Origin of the sequence: Streptococcus sp. HMSC065H07 (assembly GCF_001837325.1) — a bacterium.
GTDB classification, from domain to species: Bacteria; Bacillota; Bacilli; order Lactobacillales; family Streptococcaceae; genus Streptococcus; species Streptococcus salivarius_H.
On sequence record NZ_KV832042.1, the window covers coordinates 1 to 18,520 of the forward strand.

Below are 18,520 nucleotides of genomic sequence, written 5' to 3' on the forward strand. Positions count from 1 at the left end.
CTTTTCGTCACCCACTACAGTTGACAAAGAGCCATCTTTTTCAAGCACTTGGACAATCAGAAAAGAGGCTGAAACACTAGCGTTTCAGCCTCTCGTATTTTTTTGACCGATTTTAGAAGCTAAAGGTCAAAAGGTAACTTTTTATTTACGATACATCTTAACTTGAAGGTAAATATCGTTATAGATTCCTAGCCACTTTTGACCTAGGTTATTATAGACTTCAAGGTTTTTAATGGTTGATTCTGATGGGTAAAAGGCCTTATCATCCGTAATACTCTTTGGAAGTAAGGCTTTGGCTGCCTCGTTAGGTGTGGCATAACCAATATATTCAGCATTTTGCGCTGCATTTTCCGGTTTAAGCATGAAGTTAATAAAGGCATAGGCTTCCTTCTCATGCTTCACAGTTTTAGGAATCACTAGATTGTCAAACCAAAGATTTGAGCCTTCTGATGGGACAACATAACGTAGGTCCTCATTTTTATCAAGCATCTCACTGGCTTCCCCTGAGAAGGTTACTCCAATAGCCGCATCACCTTGAACCATGTAGCCCTTCATCTCATCACCAACAATAGCTTTGATATTTGGTGTCAGACTATCAAGTTTAGTTTCAGCCAAACGTAATTCAGTCATGTTCTTGGTATTCAAGCTATATCCCAGGCTATTGAGTGAGAAGCCAAGGACTTCACGCGCGCCATCAACCAGCATAATCTGGTTTCTGTATTCGGGTGACCAAAGATCATTCCAGTGCTGAGGTGCTTTTTTCACCAATTTCGTATTATAGACGATTCCGACTGTCCCCCAAAAATAAGGGATAGAATAGTCATTATTAGGATCGAAACTAAGCCCCTTAAAACTTGAGCCAATCTGATCAAAGCCATGGATTTTAGATTTATCCAACTTCACCAAAAGGTCTTCCTTGACCATTTTATCAATGGTATAGTCTGACGGCACAGCAATGTCGTATGTCGTACCACCTTGCTTAATCTTAGTATACATAGCTTCGTTGGAATCAAAAGTTTCATACTGGACCTTGATTCCTGTTTCTTTAGTGAACTTGGTCAAAAGATCAGGATCAATATAATCACCCCAGTTATAAATAACAAGCTTGTCCGACACATTTCCTGTACGACTTTGCATGTAGGCAGAAATTCCCCAAAGGCAGAAAATAATTGCTAAAATCCCTGCCAGAAATTGATAGAGTTTACGCATCGTGCTCCTCCTTTCTCTCCTTGGTAATCATATAATATCCAATGACTAGAAGAATAGAGAACAAGAAGACAACCGTTGATAGGGCATTGATTTCCAAGGAAATCCCTTTACGGGCACGTGAGTATATTTCCACAGCAAGTGTTGAAAAACCATTCCCCGTAACAAAGAAGGTTACTGCGAAGTCATCCAAAGAATAGGTAAAGGCCATGAAATAACCAGCGATAATACCAGGTGTCAAGTATGGCAACATAACCTCACGTAACATCTGCCATTGGGTCGCACCCAGGTCATAAGCTGCATTCACCATGTCTCGATTCATTTCCTTGAGACGTGGTAAAACCATGAGAACCACAATTGGGATTGAGAAGGCAATGTGACTCAACAAAACCGATACAAAACCGAGTTGGAAACCAATCAAGGTGAAAAGAATCAAGAAACTCGCACCAATCATGACGTCCGGTGCAACCATGAGTACGTTATTTAGAGATAAAATCCCAGTCTGTTGCTTCTGTTTGCTCTCATAGATAAAGATAGACCCAAAGGTACCAATAATCGTCGCCAGAAGAGCACTAAGGAAAGCTAAAAAGAAGGTTTGAGCCAGAATTAACATAAGTCGGCTATCTGAAAACATGCTCTGGTAGTTATCCAGAGTAAAGCCAGTGAAGCTATTCATATCGCCACCACTATTGAAAGAATAGGCGATTAAATAGAAGATTGGCAAATAAAGGATAACAAAGACAAGAGCTAAATAGAGATTTGCAAATTTTTTCATTGACGTCTCTCCTTTGTTAACCACATGGTCGCAATCATGGCAGCAATAAGAACAACACCAATGGTTGCCCCCATTCCCCAGTTTTGTGTCGTGAGGAAGTGCTGTTCAATAGCTGTCCCTAGGGTAATCACTCGGTTCCCACCAATCAAGCGTGTCAGCATAAAGAGGCTGAGACTAGGAATAAAGACAGACTGGACACCAGAGCGTACCCCATTAAGCGATAAGGGAAAAATAACCTTGGTAAAGGTCTGCCAATCATTGGCTCCCAAATCTTTACTCGCATTCACAATATTTTCATCCAAATCATCTAGTGCATTGAAAATCGGTAGAATCATAAAGGGAATTTCAATGTAGCTAGCCACGAAAATGAAGGAGAAATCCGTAAAGAGAATTTGCATGGGTGCAATCCCAAAGAAGCCGAGAAAGGCATTGATACCACCTTGTTGCCCAAAAATCCCCATAAAAGCATAGGCTTTCAGAAGGAGGTTGACCCAGGTTGGCAAAATGACCAACATCAACCAAAGTTGCTTATGCTTTAGTCTGGTTAAAAGATATGCCGTCGGATAAGAAATGAGAAGGGTTACCAGAGTAATGATGGCTGCATAAAGAACCGAGTTAAAACTCATCCTTAAGTAAGTCCAGCTGGAAAAGAAGGTACCATAATTGTCCAAAGTAAAGTTGCCACTGATATCAAAGAAAGACTGATAGAGTAGCATGAGCACTGGAGCAACCACGAAGAGTAGGAGCCAAAGGAGGTAAGGAACCGAGAAGAGGCTAGCTGTTTTCTTCATAGCGCTCCTCCTCAATGGCATTAATCAAGCCATCTTCATGCTCTTCCACTTCCACATATTCTTCAATACGCGCATCGAATTCTTCTTCTGTCTCATTAAGACGCATGATATGAATATCCTCAGGCGTAAAATCAAGACCGATAATCTCACCCTCAATCGCCTTACGGGTTGAGTGAATCATCCATTCATTACCAAGATTGTCATAGGCAATGATTTCATAGTGGACCCCACGGAAGAGCTGAGTTTCCACGCGAACTTGCAATTTGCCTTCCTCAGGAAGTGTAATCTGTAAATCTTCAGGACGAATCACCACTTCGACAGGTTCATTAGGACGCATTCCTCCATCAACAGATTCAAAACGTTTCCCATTGAACTCAACCAAATAGTCCTCAATCATAACGCCTGGTAGGATATTAGATTCTCCAATAAAGGTTGCAACGAAGTGATTGATCGGTTCGTCATAGATATCAACCGGAGTTCCTGATTGAACAATTTCACCATCATTCATAACAAAAATCCAGTCCGACATGGCCAAGGCCTCTTCTTGGTCGTGAGTGACAAAGACAAAAGTAATCCCTAAACGTTGTTGCAATTCGCGCAACTCGTATTGCATTTCAGTACGTAGTTTCAAATCCAGTGCTGACAAAGGCTCATCCAAAAGGACTACACGTGGTTGGTTAATAATCGCACGAGCAATAGCCACACGTTGACGTTGACCACCTGATAATTTTTGAATCGAGCGCTTTTGATAACCATTTAGTTGGACCATCTTTAAGGCTTCTTCTACACGCTCTTCAATTTCCTTTTTAGGCACCTTTTTCAATTTAAGGGCAAAAGCCACATTGTCAAAGACATTCATATGTGGAAAGAGGGCATAAGATTGGAAAACGGTGTGAACATCCCTTTTATTGATAGGAATATCATTGATACGTTTTCCATCCAAAAGGACGTCACCACTGGTTGCATCTAATAGACCTGCAATGATGTTCAAAATCGTTGATTTACCAGAACCAGATGCCCCAAGAAGGGTATAGAACTTACCTTCTTCTAGTTCAAAGTTGATGTCTTTTAAAACTTGTGTGCCACTGTCTTCAAACACTTTTGAGACATTTCGAAAGGCAATAATCGGTTTAGTCAATTGTCATAAATCCTCCATGGATAGCAAATATAGGGATAGGGTTTTATTAGTTTAATTCGTCGCCAATGATACGTACTTCAGGCTCTAGTGTAACACCTGAATTTTCCTTAACCTTAGCGATAACATCTGAAATAAGGTCTTCATAGTCTTTTGCTGTTCCTTGATCGACATTGACCATGAAACCAGCATGCTTAGTCGAAACCTCAACACCACCGATACGATGTCCCTTGAGGTTGGCTTCCATAATCAGCTGACCTGCAAAGTGACCTGGTGGGCGTTTAAAGACCGAACCACACGAAGGGAATTCAAGAGGTTGTTTAAGCTCTCGCAAATGATTAAGACGATTCATCTCATTCTTGATTTGCTCGTAGTCTCCTGGTTTGAGGTTAAATTTAGCTGAAATAACCACTTCACCTGTTTCTTGGAGCACCGAACGACGATAACCAAAACGCATATCTCTTGCATCAATCGTACGAATATCACCGTCTTTTGTAAGAACCTGAGCAGAAACCAAGATATGGGCAATCTCACCACCATAGGCACCCGCATTCATAAAGACGGCACCACCAACACTACCTGGAATCCCCGCTGCAAATTCAAAACCAGTCAAACTTTGGAAACGAGCCACCTTGGTTGTCGCAATCAAATTAGCCCCCGCTTCAGCTTCAATTTGATAACCATTAACTGCAATACCATTAAGTCTGTCAAACATAATCACAAAACCTCTGATACCACCGTCACGGACAATCAAATTACTGGCATTACCGAGCACCATCCAAGGAATGTCATGCTTATTAGCAAATTTGACAATACGAGAGAGTTCATAGCGGTTACGTGGAAAGGCCAAATAATCCGCTGGACCACCAACCTTGGTATATGTATAACGTTTTAAGGGTTCGTCGAAACGAATATCAATCCCCACTAAATCTTCTTTAAGTTCATCTAACATGTTATTTTCCATACTTTTTCTATACATTTATTTCTTTGTAGGTATCGTGATAGACTTCCCCATATTACTATCACTACCTAAAAATGAGTTAGTATTTTTCCCTAAAAATAAAAAGAAAAATACAGCAAAAAGCCAAGATTAATTATAGCAAAAAATCCCCATCTTGACGACAAGGAATTTCACGCAAAGCTAGTCCATAAGCTCCAATTTACGGACATCACTAGTGTTTAATTGACTCAAATAATTTTTGTAGGCTTGGCCAGTTTTAGGATCAACCAAATCATCTGCTATTTCTACTAAGGGCACCAGAACAAAAGCTCTCTGACTCATATATGGGTGAGGCACTTTAAGATGCTCAGTCTCCCAGATTTCCTGCCCATATAGAAGAATATCTATATCTACCGTCCGAGGCCCCCAATGTTCATGACGAACGCGATCAAGGTCTTTTTCAATTTGCTGACATGACCTTAGTAAGGTCTCTGCTGGCAACTTCGTCTCTAAAGCCAAGGCAAGATTCAAAAAATCAGCCTGATCTGTCAGTCCCCAAGCAGCCGTTTCATAATAAGAGGATACCGCTTTAACCTCCGTCTCAGGTAAGTCATTCAAGGCCTTCACAGCTTTTTGAAGATAGCCTTGACGGTCTCCCATATTAGATCCCAAACTCAAATAAACTCTTGTCATCGGCTACGCTCCAATTCGATACCAACACTCTTATAATGCCCATTAATTGGTGGATTTTCCTTGGTAATTCGAACTTTAATAGATTGAATTGGTGGAAATTGTGCAAATAAATCCTCACAAATCACACCAGCCAAACGCTCAATCAAAATATACTTTTTATCTTCCACTTGTTTTTGCACGGCTTCAAAAACCAAACCATAGTGAACCGTATCTTCTAGATTGTCACTTTGTGATGCCTTGGTCAAATCGACAGCCAATTCCAAATCTACCACAAAAATTTGCCCTAGGGTCTGTTCCTCAGCAAAAGCCCCGTGATAGCCATAAAAACGGCAACCATTTAAAATAATTTTATCCATAATTTCTCCTTCAGACGACTAGACTCCTCTTTATTCTAGCACAAAACAGTTGAAAAGTTGGACTCTTATTAGTATGATATTTTAGACAGATCTGAAGTTATTGTGTTTACGCTTATGCAATCGGTTGCGTAATTCTTCTGATTTGGTAAAATATAGGCACAGGAGTTAAAAAGACTCCTGATTACAAGCAAGACTATCTCAACTAATAAGGAAAAAACTATGACAAATCAAACCGCAATGCAATACTTTGAGTGGTATCTCCCAAGTGACGGACAACACTGGAACAATTTGGCTAAAGATGCCCAACATTTAGCAGACCTAGGCATCAGCCACGTTTGGATGCCACCCGCTTATAAAGCTACAAACAAAGATGATGTTGGTTACGGAGTCTATGACCTCTTTGACCTTGGAGAATTCGACCAAAAAGGAACAGTCCGCACCAAATACGGCCTCAAAGAAGAATATCTCAATGCTATCAACCAACTCAAAGAAGTTGGTATTGTACCTATGGCCGACGTTGTGCTTAATCACAAGGCGGCAGCGGATAAACTTGAGACCTTCGAAGTGGTCGAAGTTGACCCAGAAGACCGTACCCAAGAGATCAGCGAACCATTTGAAATCGAAGGCTGGACACATTTCACCTTTGACGGACGAAATAAAGCCTACAACGATTTTGAATGGCACTGGTACCACTTTAACGGAACCGACTTCGATGCCAAACGTAATAAAAGTGGTATCTATCTTATCCAAGGTGACAACAAAGGCTGGGCAGACAACGACTTGGTTGACAACGAAAATGGTAACTTCGACTACCTTATGTATGCCAACCTAGACTATAAACACCCTGAAGTTATTGAAAATATTTACGAATGGGCAGATTGGTTCGTTGAAACAACAGGCGTTCAAGGATTCCGAATGGATGCCATTAAGCACATTGATTCTTTCTTTATGCGTAATTTTATTCGCGATGTCAAAGAAAAACAAGGTCAGGATTTCTATGTCTTTGGTGAATTTTGGAATGGTAACGAGGAGGATAACAATACCTATCTTGAAAAGATTGAAAAACGTTTTGACCTCGTCGATGTTTCCCTCCACAACAATCTACACAAGGCTAGCTTAGATGGTGCCGATTATGATTTGACGACAATTTTCGATCATTCCTTGGTCAAAAATCATCCTGAACATGCCGTGACCTTCGTAGACAACCACGACACTCAACGCGGACAAGCTCTAGAATCTACTGTTGAAGAATGGTTTAAACCAGCTGCTTACGCTCTCATCCTTCTCCGTGAAGACGGTCTTCCTTGCCTATTTTATGGTGACTACTATGGTATTGAGGGTGAATTTGCCCAAGAAAATTTCCAAGAGAGCCTAGATACCTTGCTCTACGCTCGTAAAGACCTAGCTTACGGTGAGCAAACAGACTACTTTGATGATCCAAACTGTATCGGGTGGACACGCTCTGGCAACGAAGATGGGGCTCCATTAGCTGTAACAATCTCTAATGATGCTGCTAACAGCAAGTCTATGGAAATTGGTAGTGATTGGGCCGGCCAAACCTTCTATGACATTCTTGGAAACTGCTCTGATACTGTAACCATTGACGAAGACGGATGGGGAGACTTCCCAGTTTCTGAAAAATCTGTCAGCGTTTGGACAATTCAAGACTAAGAAAAAAAGCTCAATTGAGCTTTTTTTTAGTATCATAAAATTCCTGAAATGGTCTTAACAATATCACGATTGGCATCAACATTATGCACACGAACAATCTGACAGCCCTTGCTAACAGCATAGCCAGATAGAGCAGCCGTTCCCTGATCGCGGTCCTTAGCTTGGGTATTTCCACCTAGTAGGTAGTTCACAACACGCTTACGAGAAATCCCAAAAAGAACAGGATAGCCCAAGGCAACGACCTTGTCCAAGCCTTTTAGCAAGTCAATATTGTGTTGGACATTTTTCGCAAAGCCAAAGCCTGGATCAATCCAGATATTGTCCTTGGCCACACCTGCTTCCAAGGCGGCCTGGGCACGTTGACTGAGGAATGTACAGACATCTTCTGTGACATCATTGTATACTTCTTCTTTTTGATTATGCATGAGGATAATCGGCACATTCTTTTCAGCTGCTAAAGCTAGCATCTGACCATCATAAAGTCCTGCCCAGACATCATTTAGAATATCTGACCCTGCTTCAAGAGCAGCTCTGGCAGTGGCTGTCTTATAGGTATCAATACTGATGAGCACATCATATTTTGCCTTGATAGCCTGAATAACTGGCACGATACGAGCAATCTCTTCTTCCTCAGTCACAAATTCTGCTCCTGGTCCTGTAGATTCGCCACCTACATCAATAATGGCAGCCCCCTGGGCAATCATACGCTCAACCTGAGCCAAGGCATCCTCTACAGTGTCAAAATCGCCACCATCTGAGAATGAATCAGGGGTGACATTCAAGATTCCCATAATACAGGCCTTACCTGCAATCTCATGTTTGCCAATAAACATCTTAACTCCTAAAAATCACGCATCAATGAAAGAATTTCCTTGCGTTCTTCACGGTCTTCTTTATAAAGGCCCTTAGCGACAGTTGTGATTGTCTTACTTCCTGGTTTCTTAATGCCTCGCATGGTCATGCACATGTGCTCTGCTTCAACCATGACAAAAACTCCTCGAGGATTCAAAGCTTCTTCAAGTGCTGTAGCAACTTGATCTGTAAGACGTTCTTGCAACTGCGGACGACGAGCAGCTACTTCAACCGCACGCGCTAATTTGGAAAGTCCTGTCACCTTGTCTCCACTTGGCAAATAAGCCACATGGGCCTTACCATAAAATGGAACCAAATGGTGCTCACACATAGAGTAAAAAGGAATATCCTTGACAAGGACAACTTCGTCATGGACTTCTGAAAAGACAGCTGTAAATTGATCTTTAGGGTCTTCATTTAGACCTGAAAACATTTCAGCATACATCTTAGCCACACGTTTTGGTGTGTCCAAAAGTCCCTCACGCTCAGGATTTTCACCTAGAGCTTCCAATAGTTGATAGACTGCTTGTTCTACTTTTTCTTGATTTGCCATAATTTCCTCTTTCAACGTTATAATACTATCTATTATACCTTATTTCGCTGAATTTTTCTTGCAAAAAATGAGATTTCCTAGCTACCTAAACCTCAAAAAAAGCGAAGACTACCTTTCATATAGAGGTTAACTTCGCTTATATTTTTTAGTCTTTCAAGTGGTAAGAATAAGATGAAACCACAATATTCTCACGCCATTTGAGATAATATTTCAATCGTAAACTCATTTGGTTGTGAAGCATGGTTTGCCATGATTTTTTAGGTACAAACTGAGGAATCATGACTGTCAAAGTCGCATTATCCTTCTCAGCTTGAGTGGCGACCTCGTCCACATACTGAATGGTTGACTGAGTGATTGAGCTATATGGTGATTGGATATGAACCATCTCAATTTCAGGGAAATATTTTTTAAACTCTTGTTCAGTTTCCTTGTCCTTGTTCTCTGTATCTTTAGTAGATACATGCATGGCGATAACCTTGTCACCAATAGAACGTGCATAGGAAATAGCTCCGATATTAGCCTTGGTAACATTCCCAACAAGGATAAGAACAATATTTCCTTGATAATGGTGTTCTTCTACCGCTCCATCAATACGCAACTGTTGAGCAACACCATTATAGTGTTTTTTAATCTTAAGGAACATCCACATCAAGATTGCAATAATCGGGAAGAATGGCCAGATATCTCCTAAACGGAAAAGGAAGAGAATGAGAACGATAGCATAACAAATGAGGGCACCTAAGATATTTGCTAAAGAGTGTTTCCAGAATCCCTTACCATATTCACGAATCCAATGGATGACCATCCCCGTTTGAGAAAGAGCAAATGGAATAAATACACCGATGGTGTAAAGCGGAATCAACCGTTCCGTATTTCCTCGGAAAATAAACAAAAGGGTAATGGCACCAATTGCAAGTGTCAAGATCCCATTAGAGTATCCCATACGTGCACCTTTTTCAAGATACATGTGAGGCATATATTTATTTTTCGCCATATTAAAGGACAACATCGGAAAGGCTGAAAAACCTGTGTTAGCTGCCACTGCAAGAATCATAGCAGTAGAGAATTGGAAAATGTAAAATAGAATACTACCAATCCATGATTGACCAAGAATTTCTCTAGCCATTTGTGACAAGATAGTTACTCCTGCATGAGGTGTAATACCTGTCCACCAGTTGAGGAAGGTAATTCCCGCAAACATAGCCCCCAAAATGCTAGACATGATAAAGAGGGTTGATGCTGCATTTTTAGCCTTAGGTTTTTGAAAGAAAGGCACCGCATTAGAGATGGCTTCAACCCCTGTCAATGAGGCAGAACCTGAAGTAAAGGCCCTTAAAATAAGAATCAATGACACACCTGTAATGGGTTGTCCTAAATGTGCTGTGGCTGCGTAAGGCATATGACCAGTTAAAATTTGAAAGAAACCAAATCCCAACAAGAACAGCGTCGAAACAATGAAGAGATAAACCGGTATCATCAAAGATTTTGCCGATTCACGCATTCCCCTAAGGTTCATAACCATCAAAACAAGTACCAAAATCATTGATATCTCAAGATTGAAAGGATGAAGGAAGGGAAGGGCTGAAGTAATGGCATCTGCACCTGAGGCCACTGAAACAGCAACTGTCAACATGTAATCGACCAAAAGACTGCCACCAGCTATCAAGCCAAACTTAGGAGACAGATTTTCCGTCGTTACCATATAGGCACCACCACCTTGAGGATAGGCCTTGATAACCTGTCTATAAGAGATGGTAAGGCTGGCCAAAAGGACGAGAACCAAAAGCCCAATAGGGATTGACCACCAAATAGCCGCACTAGATACAGCTGTCAGAACCAAGACGACTTGCTCTGGACCATAGGCGATAGATGAGAGCGCATCACTCGACAACATGGCCAAGGCCTGAATCTTGGACAATAAGTGTTCATCACCACTATCATCATGAGTTAAAGGTTCACCAATTAAAATGTTTTTCAGATGTTGAAACATTGCGATCTCCTTGCTTTTAAAACATACGAGGGTTATTATACGCCCCTAAATGTCATCTTTCAAGTCTTAAACATCACTTGCCTGCTCTAAAACCCATTTTCTGACCTGAGAAATAAAGTATAGAGATCCCGTAATCACATAAAGTTTCTTATTGTCAGTCGTTACATGTTCTTTAATCCATGTTTTGAAATCTGGTACCTGCTTATAAACTTCTGGGTATTTATCTAATTTAACACTGTTTGGATAGTCAAAACTCGTTACAGTCAAGTCACCAACCGATTTTAGTTGAGCTAGCATACCATCAATAGGCTTGGTGTCAATAGCCGCAAAGAGAAGTTCAATCTCCTTATCTGCATGTTCTGATTGCAGCAAGTCAATCAAAACTTTAACACTCTCATTATTATGAGCACCATCAATCATGAGATTAGGTCTTAAAAATTCTGTTCGACCTCGCCAATTGGCATGAGCTAGTGCATCCTTTATGAGTTTAGGAGTTACTTTAGGATAATCTTTTTGAAGCAATAAAGAAGCCATAATAGCTAAACTAGCATTTGCTACTTGATGTTGACCAGCCATGGCCAAGGCTATATCATCTAACTTTTGCTCCCCATAGGTGAAATCAAAGGAATGACTAGACCCTTCAGCTGTGAAATCTCTCCCCAATTCATAGGTCTTGGACCCTTCTTCACGCGCCTTCTTCTCGAAAACATCTCTAACATCAGTACGGTCAGTCGCATAAATAAAAGGAGCCCCATTCTTCAAAACACCAACTTTTTCTGCTGCAATTTCAGCATGGGTATTTCCCAAAATAGCCTGATGGTCCAAACCAATCGAAGGGCAAAGAACTGCCAAAGGCTTAAATAGATTAGTCGAATCATGAAGGCCGCCCATTCCAGCTTCAATGAATGCGATATCAACAGGATGGACCTGACCAAAATAGAGGAACATCAGAACTGTGATAATTTCAAACTCTGTCGCATTTTCATGCTCTGTCTCTTTTGGTAGACGTTCAACCACAGGCTTCACACGACTAACCAAGTCAAGTAAGTCCTCTTCTGAAATCATCTGACCATTAAGAGAGATTCGTTCCTTGAAGTCAATAATATAGGGCGAGGTAAAGGTTCCAACTTCATAGCCTGCCTGGGTAAAAATTGTTTGTAGGGCATTGACTGTAGACCCTTTGCCGTTTGTTCCCACGATATGCACAGCCTTGAGATTATCTTGTGGATTTCCCAATTCTTTAAGCATCCAAGCCATACGCTCCAAGCCAGGCTTGATGCCAAATTTTAATTGTCCATAAATCCAATCCAATGCTTCCTGATAAGTCATAATTACTCCTTTTTTGGCTAATGCTTCAACTTAGTCATTAAACTGACCTTTAAACTAGATTCCTAGTTTTTCCTTGAGCTTAATGAGTTGACATTCTTATTATACCAAAGACTTCTAGTCTATAACCAAAATATGCAAAAAAGGCAACCCTAGGGTCACCTCTTAAGCTTTCTCTTTTTCGTCAATAACAAGACGAACTTTTTTACCTTGAGTAGGTACCGAATAGACAATCGCTCTTATCGCCGTAATAGTACGTCCTTTTTTCCCGATAACACGCCCAATATCGGCTGGGGCAAGATCAAGATGGTACTCCAAAAACTCAGGACCGTCAATGATTTTGATGGTCAACTGATCTGGTGAAGCAATTAAAGGTTTAACGATAGCGATAATAAGATTTTCAATGGTATCCATAGGCTAAAAAATTATTTTGAGAATTTTGATTCGTGGAATTTCTTCATAACGCCTTCTTTTGAAAGGATGTTACGAACTGTATCTGAAGGTTGTGCACCTTTAGACAACCACTCAAGAACACGCTCTTCTTTAAGTGTTACTTGGTTTTCTTCAACGAGTGGGTTGTAAGTACCAACTGTTTCGATGAAACGTCCATCACGTGGAGCACGTGAATCTGCAACGTTAATACGGTAGAAAGGTTTTTTCTTAGAACCCATACGAGTCAAACGGATTTTTACTGCCATTTTTAATATCTCTTTTCTTTAGTTTTTTTATTATGGTGAGGGCTCTTATCGCCCCTCGACCTTAACTAGTATACCATATAATTTTTATGTGTCAAGAAAAAAACTTGACAGACTTGAATTTTCTACAAAAAAAAATTAGAGTTTGACTCTAACTTCCTTTTAGACTATTTCTTAGTTGTGGTCTTATGATTTTTTTCATAAGCTACTTTTGCTTCAGCATATTGAGCTTCTAAACTCTTAGCCGCTGCCTTTGACACTTTCTCATAAGTATCACGACTGGTCAACTTGCCATCCTCGTTGTAGGTAGAAACAACCAAGGTATCTTTATTTACAGTATAAGATTTGGTACGTTTCCCTTTACGGTAGAGTCGGTAGTTATCTACGTTATCTGAAATATAGTAATCTACTAGATTCTTATCTGCATTAGGATAAAGTTGCGAGACAACTTTAGTCAACTCACGTTTAAATTCTGAAACTTCTTTAGTATAGGTGATCGATTTATTCCACTGATCAACAACTTGATATTCCTTCAAATAATCTGAAGCTGTAAAAGTAGGCTGATCCTCCTCACCTTTTTTATAAAAGTAAGAATGTGTTTGTAAATTATTAGACTGATCAACTTTAAGGAAAGAGACGTAAATTTCATCTTTATCTTCATGTTCTTTCAGAGCATTGGTTAACTTTCCAGAATTTTCGTCCAAGACCTTAGACGATTTTAATTCCCAAGTCCCCTCAATGTTCCCCGAAGCATTACGCCAAAAACCGTATACTCCACCAACAAGCAACATCAAAACAACAGCAACAAGACTAGAAATCAAGGCTCCTTTGCCCCAATTTTTGGCCTTTTGCGATTTTTGATTAGCGTTTTGAATCGTTTCTAGAAGACGAACCTGACTTTCCAATCTCTTTTCTAGTTTGGCAACTGTCTGTTCTTCCTTAGATTTAGCTTTAGCAGCTAATTTTTCAGCCTTTTTCTTATCACGAGCAGCTTGACGAGCAAGCTTCTTAGCTGCTTTTTCTTCCTTATGATCAAGTTTTGTCAAATCCTCAGACAATCCAAGATGCTGTGCTTGGTTACTGAAAACTGGAATAGATTGATTAGGCTCACTCGAGGTGTTAACAGAATGATTTCCTGCATCTGGACGGGTTGGCGCATAGCTTGCCAAACGCTCTTTAGCCTCTGCGACGCGTTTGCGTTGTTCCTCTTCTTTTTGAATATCCTCAGCCTGACGGCCCGACTGAATGGTTCTTACTTGACCAACAGTCTCTTGAGATAGGGCCTTTCTCTTTTCTTGGGCCGCATTTGCCATAGCCTCTTGCGCGTTGTCACGCTCTTTCTGAGACTGGGCTAGTGCTCTGGCAGTTGCGGTTCCTTCTTCAAACTGTTGTTCAGCTGATGATTCTCCTTGATCAGCTGCTTGTTTAGCCTCTGCACCTTCAGAGAGAACAAACTCTCCTCGCTCCAAGGCTTCTTTAAAGTCGATTGGTCTTGGTTTTCGGCCATTCACAGCCTCAAAGTACTCTAACCATTCGTCTTTCAACATAATAAATCCCCCTGAATTAAAAAACACATGATTAACTTAACTATTTTACCATACTTTTTAACATAAAAATAGGGATTAACAAGAATTCTAAAAATTCTTATTAAGTCCCCATTAATCTTCTTTTGGTGTAATAGACAATAATTGAACAAAACGGTGTTGTGCTGATTCTGTTTCAAGCGTGACGTTGTCGTATCTGAAGAGAATCTCCTCGATATTTGCTAAGCCCAAACCACGACCTGTTCCTTTCGTTGAAAATCCTCTTTGTTTCAAAGGAGCTACATCAATAGAAGCTTCCTTAGTTGAATTTTCAACAACAATAACTGATTGATTTTCCATCTTAAAGATAGCAATAGATAATTTTGGTTTATCTGCTAATACAGTAGCTTCAATAGCATTATCACAAAGAATTGATATGATTGTAATCAAGTCGAGTGGACGCATATCTGTGAAGAAGACCCCCTCTTCAACCTCCACATGGCATTGAATACCTTTATCAAAAGCCTCAGCCACTTTAGATGATAAAAGACTCTTAAGTGGCATATTGGTCACACGAGTTAATTTTGCCAAATCAAACTTTTGCTGCTTCAAATCTGATGCCGAATCTTTCAAGACACTATCATAAATCATCTTGATTTGATCGATGTCTTTCATCTGGATGGCTTCATTAAGCGAAATCATAACATTAGTATAGTCGTGACGGAAACTGCGTAGCGTTTCGTAAAGACTTTCGACCTGCTCAGAATACTTCTCTAAATCATCCAAGTGACGTCGATTTTCTTTTCTACGCTCATTTTCAAAGAATTCATCTGCATATTTATTAACCTTGTAAACAGCATAAAAAATAGCTACAAACCCCACTAAGGTTATCACATGTCCAGCATAGTACAAGGCAAAAAATCGCGAGGCCACGACGACAGAATAGTTCAAAATCACATAGCCAATCAAGATAAAGTTAGTGAAAAACATAATCCGACCAAATTTACGATCTCGCTCTAAGACCCTCAAATATTTAAAATCAATGTTAAGGAGCTTGGATAGAGCGACAAATGTTGGAATAATTAAAAGGTCAAAGAAAATGAAATAAAGATAACTTCTGTTTAGAAAATCCGATGTGATGCCGAATCCTGGCATCAGGAAGTAGGCATAACCATTAAAAATCAACAGATAGAGAACTAGAGGATAGAAGGCATAAAAAGCCAACATATTGGTGGTTCTCTCCTTACCATAGAAATAGGCATAGAAAAGAAGGTAGAACGGTGTCATAAAGGACAAACCGACATTATATGACATCCCCAGTATTCCCCCTATACATTCAACCAGGAACGCAATAGGAAGGACCATACGTGGTACCTTGACCAAGCTGGTCCTTTCGTAAATCCACTGTATGACAATGAAATGCAAAAGATATTCTAATGCAATTTGCAAATTGAGCATCATTTAATGGTTAGCCACCTCCTTCTAGTCATCTCTAAATATACGGCAAAAAGCCATAACACTATTCTATCACAATTCCTGATAATAGATGAGATAAAATTAAATAATTATCTCGAATTTCAGAAAACTTTCAATAATGATTAGAGAAGAAGGGGAAAATCTAAGACCTAACGATTTTTCAAACGTTCCAAAAGTTCCTTTTTACGTGTCCGCGATAGGAGGCATGACTCGTTTCCCTCAAAGAAGACCATATTAGCTGTACGATCCACACTTGTCACATTATTCACATTGACAACAAAAGAGCGGTGCGTTTGGAAGAAAATATCATCCAATTTTGCTACTTCTGCAATTTTCCCATAGAATTCCACTAGGTTTGACTTGGTATGAGCGATTAACTTATGTGGCACAGGGGCTGTCTCAATGTATAAAATATCATCATAAGGAATATTAACATCATTTTTATCCGTTTTAACAGTTAGACTCTGTGCCTTGGTTTCTTGCTCAACCTGTGAGTAAGCAAAATCTAAAAGTTCTACTAAAGCTCTCTTAAGATCCACATCTTCCATGGATTTATCGACAAAGTCTAGAGCTTGAATCTTATAACGGAAGGTCAAGGGCATAAACTCCGAATAGGCTGTAACAAAGGCAATTTGTGCTTTCAAGTCTTCCTTACGGATTTCAAGCCCAATATCTAGTCCCTGCTTAGTTTGATTTTTAAGGTCAATATCCAAAAGATAAACCATGGATTTACCCGAACCTCTATCAGCATCTAACAATTCCTGACCCTGTTCATAAAAAGTAATCCCATCAACAACGGCCTTCGACTCCTCAACTGCTTCGTCCAATAAACGACCAACACGATGACGCTGCAAGGCATCATCTTCAAGGACGATAATAGAAAGCATCTTATATCCCTCTTTCTTTCTAATATACTTTAAGATACCTATCTAATATTTTATCATAATTAATTGGATAATATTCCTTTTTTTACAGCATAAAGTCTTTTTATCTCACCTAATTTCATTTATAAAACAATTGTTATCTCATTGTCACTTTATATTCATTTTTAGGTGTTATCATGAGAGCTGTTTTTGTTTTAAATTAAAAAGGAGAAAGTTATGTTACATTCTTTTAAAACGCAAGGGACTAGGACAAAGACCTTGTTGACCCTTGCAACTGTCGGTATAATTAGTGCTTTTCTTGTAGGAAGTCCTCAGCATGCCTCTGCAGATCAAACCTATGTTTCAGATCCTAACCAAGCTCTGACATTTTCCGAACTTGAAACAGGTACAACTACAAATACCATCGCTCAAACAGGTGTTTCTACTGAGACACCTACTACTGTGACTACTATATCACATACCTCTGTGGATGATCTTCATACACATGAAAATGACTATGAACAAACTCCCACAAACACTCCAACTTTTGAGGAATTGAAACAAAATAGTCAAACAGCTAACAGTACTGTCGACAGCCAGACTGGAAGCAAAACCTATGAGACTAGAATTCCGACAAATACAGATAGCAATCATAAGGCTGTAAAAAACCAGTCTGAACCAAAGACAGAAACTGTCGCTCAAGCACAAACCTGGTCAAAAGATGGTGCCACATGGGTTTCAACAGAAATTAATAATGGTAATGTTCATAAGATTCTATCTACTTATATTCCAAAACCATCAACACCTTCTACAAAACCAACGACAACAGCTACACCAAAACCTAAACAATCAACTCCTGCTGTTAGTCAACCTAAAAAACCAGCCACAGTTGCTAACAAACCTACAACATCTACAACTCAACCTAAGAAACCAACGACTGTTGTAAACAAACCAGCGACTTCTACAACGACACAACCTAAGAAGCCAACAACGACTGTCACTAAACCAACAACTCCTAAAGCCACTCCTATCCAACCTGCTAAACCAGTGGACCGAGTTGCTCAAGTATGGCAAAAGAATAACGAACTCGTAAAAGAGAATTACGATACTCCTCACTGGTCAAGTAAGGAAGCGACGGTTTTCATCAATGCTAAAAATCCTGAAATCGTGAACGCCTACAAACAGGCTATCACTTCTTGGAATAACACTGGTGCCTTTAATTTCTTGCTCACTAACGATAAACAAAAAGCCAACATCATTGCTGATGAACGTTATGAAGGTAATGTGGCAGCTCCTCTTGGAGTTACCTACTCTACTTACTACCTCCCAACTAAGCAATATAGTAATGCTACTGTTTACTTGAATAGCTTCCATGTTCAAAACAATTATTATCAAAAGAATGGTGGAAAACTCCTTAACACTGCGCAACACGAATTAGGACACTCAATTGGACTTGAGCACAACAGTGCTGTTGCCTCTGTAATGGAACCTAAAGGTGGTAAGACAAGTATCCAACCAGTTGATATTAACAATGTTAAGAAACTCTATAGCAAGATTTAAGTTCTTACACCATCACTACAATTTATAAGCAGACCTATCAGGTTCTGCTTTTTTTATACAGGTGAGATGACCATTCAAGACCAGAAAATGACTGTTCATGATTTTTTCTTACATA

At 39.8% G+C, this 18,520-nt stretch carries 18 protein-coding genes; 2 read left to right on the forward strand and 16 right to left on the reverse strand.

Features of this window, described 5'->3' with window-relative positions; translation table 11 throughout:
* Positions 1-141 precede the first annotated feature (141 nt).
* The 7 genes from HMPREF2637_RS08100 to folB all read right to left on the reverse strand — a co-directional run bounded on the left by HMPREF2637_RS08100 (position 142) and on the right by folB (position 5,896).
* Positions 142-1,209, reverse strand: a complete 1,068-nt coding sequence (locus HMPREF2637_RS08100) for an ABC transporter substrate-binding protein (RefSeq protein WP_060972236.1) — start codon at positions 1,207-1,209, stop codon at positions 142-144.
* Positions 1,202-1,981 (reverse strand): ABC transporter permease, encoded by a 780-nt coding sequence (locus HMPREF2637_RS08105; protein WP_037598343.1) that lies wholly within the window; start codon positions 1,979-1,981, stop codon positions 1,202-1,204. Before HMPREF2637_RS08105 ends, HMPREF2637_RS08100 begins: the two co-directional genes overlap by 8 nt.
* Positions 1,978-2,772, reverse strand: coding sequence for an ABC transporter permease (locus HMPREF2637_RS08110; RefSeq protein ID WP_048673786.1), 795 nt, complete (start codon positions 2,770-2,772; stop codon positions 1,978-1,980). Before HMPREF2637_RS08110 ends, HMPREF2637_RS08105 begins: the two co-directional genes overlap by 4 nt.
* Positions 2,756-3,910, reverse strand: coding sequence for an ABC transporter ATP-binding protein (locus tag HMPREF2637_RS08115; protein ID WP_064524180.1), 1,155 nt, complete (start codon positions 3,908-3,910; stop codon positions 2,756-2,758). Before HMPREF2637_RS08115 ends, HMPREF2637_RS08110 begins: the two co-directional genes overlap by 17 nt.
* Positions 3,911-3,956: 46 nt before the next feature.
* The gene (murB, locus tag HMPREF2637_RS08120) at positions 3,957-4,859 is read right to left on the reverse strand and encodes a UDP-N-acetylmuramate dehydrogenase (protein ID WP_064524182.1); all 903 of its coding nucleotides are present in this window, start codon (positions 4,857-4,859) and stop codon (positions 3,957-3,959) included.
* Between the two features lie 189 nt (positions 4,860-5,048).
* Entirely contained in the window at positions 5,049-5,540 is a 492-nt protein-coding gene (gene folK, locus HMPREF2637_RS08125) for a 2-amino-4-hydroxy-6-hydroxymethyldihydropteridine diphosphokinase (RefSeq protein ID WP_002884240.1), read from the reverse strand.
* Positions 5,537-5,896: a dihydroneopterin aldolase gene (folB, locus tag HMPREF2637_RS08130; RefSeq protein WP_002884716.1), complete on the reverse strand. Its 360-nt coding sequence runs from the start codon at positions 5,894-5,896 to the stop codon at positions 5,537-5,539. The genes folK and folB overlap by 4 nt, the downstream gene beginning before the upstream one ends.
* Positions 5,897-6,115: 219 nt before the next feature.
* Between folB and HMPREF2637_RS08135 the strand changes: the two genes are divergently transcribed.
* A complete protein-coding gene (locus HMPREF2637_RS08135) occupies positions 6,116-7,567 on the forward strand; it encodes an alpha-amylase (RefSeq protein WP_064524184.1) in 1,452 nt (483 codons plus the stop codon).
* A gap of 32 nt (positions 7,568-7,599) precedes the next feature.
* On the opposite strand, the gene folP is transcribed toward HMPREF2637_RS08135, so the two are convergent.
* The 9 genes from folP to HMPREF2637_RS08180 all read right to left on the reverse strand — a co-directional run bounded on the left by folP (position 7,600) and on the right by HMPREF2637_RS08180 (position 16,869).
* Positions 7,600-8,400, reverse strand: coding sequence for a dihydropteroate synthase (folP, locus tag HMPREF2637_RS08140; RefSeq protein WP_064524186.1), 801 nt, complete (start codon positions 8,398-8,400; stop codon positions 7,600-7,602).
* Positions 8,401-8,408: 8 nt separating this feature from the next.
* On the reverse strand, positions 8,409-8,972 hold the full coding sequence (gene folE, locus HMPREF2637_RS08145) for a GTP cyclohydrolase I FolE (RefSeq protein WP_002884345.1): 564 nt from the start codon (positions 8,970-8,972) through the stop codon (positions 8,409-8,411).
* Between the two features lie 145 nt (positions 8,973-9,117).
* Positions 9,118-10,962 (reverse strand): APC family permease, encoded by a 1,845-nt coding sequence (locus HMPREF2637_RS08150; RefSeq protein WP_064524188.1) that lies wholly within the window; start codon positions 10,960-10,962, stop codon positions 9,118-9,120.
* Positions 10,963-11,028: 66 nt separating this feature from the next.
* On the reverse strand, positions 11,029-12,291 hold the full coding sequence (locus tag HMPREF2637_RS08155) for a bifunctional folylpolyglutamate synthase/dihydrofolate synthase (protein WP_064524190.1): 1,263 nt from the start codon (positions 12,289-12,291) through the stop codon (positions 11,029-11,031).
* 162 nt (positions 12,292-12,453) lie between these two features.
* The gene (locus HMPREF2637_RS08160; protein WP_002884680.1) at positions 12,454-12,702 is read right to left on the reverse strand and encodes a KH domain-containing protein; all 249 of its coding nucleotides are present in this window, start codon (positions 12,700-12,702) and stop codon (positions 12,454-12,456) included.
* 11 nt (positions 12,703-12,713) lie between these two features.
* The gene (gene rpsP / locus HMPREF2637_RS08165; protein WP_002884675.1) at positions 12,714-12,986 is read right to left on the reverse strand and encodes a 30S ribosomal protein S16; all 273 of its coding nucleotides are present in this window, start codon (positions 12,984-12,986) and stop codon (positions 12,714-12,716) included.
* A 164-nt stretch (positions 12,987-13,150) separates the two neighbouring features.
* The gene (locus HMPREF2637_RS08170; RefSeq protein ID WP_064524192.1) at positions 13,151-14,530 is read right to left on the reverse strand and encodes a hypothetical protein; all 1,380 of its coding nucleotides are present in this window, start codon (positions 14,528-14,530) and stop codon (positions 13,151-13,153) included.
* A gap of 111 nt (positions 14,531-14,641) precedes the next feature.
* Positions 14,642-15,820 carry a sensor histidine kinase gene (locus tag HMPREF2637_RS08175; protein WP_064524194.1) on the reverse strand — a complete coding sequence of 393 codons (1,179 nt, stop codon included), beginning with the start codon at positions 15,818-15,820 and terminating at the stop codon, positions 14,642-14,644.
* Positions 15,821-16,131: 311 nt separating this feature from the next.
* Positions 16,132-16,869, reverse strand: coding sequence for a LytR/AlgR family response regulator transcription factor (locus HMPREF2637_RS08180; RefSeq protein ID WP_002891534.1), 738 nt, complete (start codon positions 16,867-16,869; stop codon positions 16,132-16,134).
* Positions 16,870-17,082: 213 nt separating this feature from the next.
* On the opposite strand from HMPREF2637_RS08180, the gene HMPREF2637_RS08185 reads away from it, so the two are divergent.
* The gene (locus HMPREF2637_RS08185; protein ID WP_064524196.1) at positions 17,083-18,405 is read left to right on the forward strand and encodes a matrixin family metalloprotease; all 1,323 of its coding nucleotides are present in this window, start codon (positions 17,083-17,085) and stop codon (positions 18,403-18,405) included.
* The last annotated feature ends 115 nt before the right edge of the window (positions 18,406-18,520 follow it).

Coding starts and splice junctions, on each gene's coding strand:
- HMPREF2637_RS08100 (WP_060972236.1), bottom strand. CDS start 1,209: ATGCGTAAACTCTATCAATTTCTGGCAGGGATTTTAGCAATTATTTTC.
- HMPREF2637_RS08105 (WP_037598343.1), bottom strand. CDS start 1,981: ATGAAAAAATTTGCAAATCTCTATTTAGCTCTTGTCTTTGTTATCCTT.
- HMPREF2637_RS08110 (WP_048673786.1), bottom strand. CDS start 2,772: ATGAAGAAAACAGCTAGCCTCTTCTCGGTTCCTTACCTCCTTTGGCTC.
- murB (WP_064524182.1), bottom strand. CDS start 4,859: ATGTTAGATGAACTTAAAGAAGATTTAGTGGGGATTGATATTCGTTTC.
- folK (WP_002884240.1), bottom strand. CDS start 5,540: ATGACAAGAGTTTATTTGAGTTTGGGATCTAATATGGGAGACCGTCAA.
- folB (WP_002884716.1), bottom strand. CDS start 5,896: ATGGATAAAATTATTTTAAATGGTTGCCGTTTTTATGGCTATCACGGG.
- HMPREF2637_RS08135 (WP_064524184.1), top strand. CDS start 6,116: ATGACAAATCAAACCGCAATGCAATACTTTGAGTGGTATCTCCCAAGT.
- folP (WP_064524186.1), bottom strand. CDS start 8,400: ATGTTTATTGGCAAACATGAGATTGCAGGTAAGGCCTGTATTATGGGA.
- folE (WP_002884345.1), bottom strand. CDS start 8,972: ATGGCAAATCAAGAAAAAGTAGAACAAGCAGTCTATCAACTATTGGAA.
- HMPREF2637_RS08150 (WP_064524188.1), bottom strand. CDS start 10,962: ATGTTTCAACATCTGAAAAACATTTTAATTGGTGAACCTTTAACTCAT.
- HMPREF2637_RS08155 (WP_064524190.1), bottom strand. CDS start 12,291: ATGACTTATCAGGAAGCATTGGATTGGATTTATGGACAATTAAAATTT.
- HMPREF2637_RS08160 (WP_002884680.1), bottom strand. CDS start 12,702: ATGGATACCATTGAAAATCTTATTATCGCTATCGTTAAACCTTTAATT.
- rpsP (WP_002884675.1), bottom strand. CDS start 12,986: ATGGCAGTAAAAATCCGTTTGACTCGTATGGGTTCTAAGAAAAAACCT.
- HMPREF2637_RS08170 (WP_064524192.1), bottom strand. CDS start 14,530: ATGTTGAAAGACGAATGGTTAGAGTACTTTGAGGCTGTGAATGGCCGA.
- HMPREF2637_RS08175 (WP_064524194.1), bottom strand. CDS start 15,820: ATGTCATATAATGTCGGTTTGTCCTTTATGACACCGTTCTACCTTCTT.
- HMPREF2637_RS08180 (WP_002891534.1), bottom strand. CDS start 16,869: ATGCTTTCTATTATCGTCCTTGAAGATGATGCCTTGCAGCGTCATCGT.
- HMPREF2637_RS08185 (WP_064524196.1), top strand. CDS start 17,083: ATGTTACATTCTTTTAAAACGCAAGGGACTAGGACAAAGACCTTGTTG.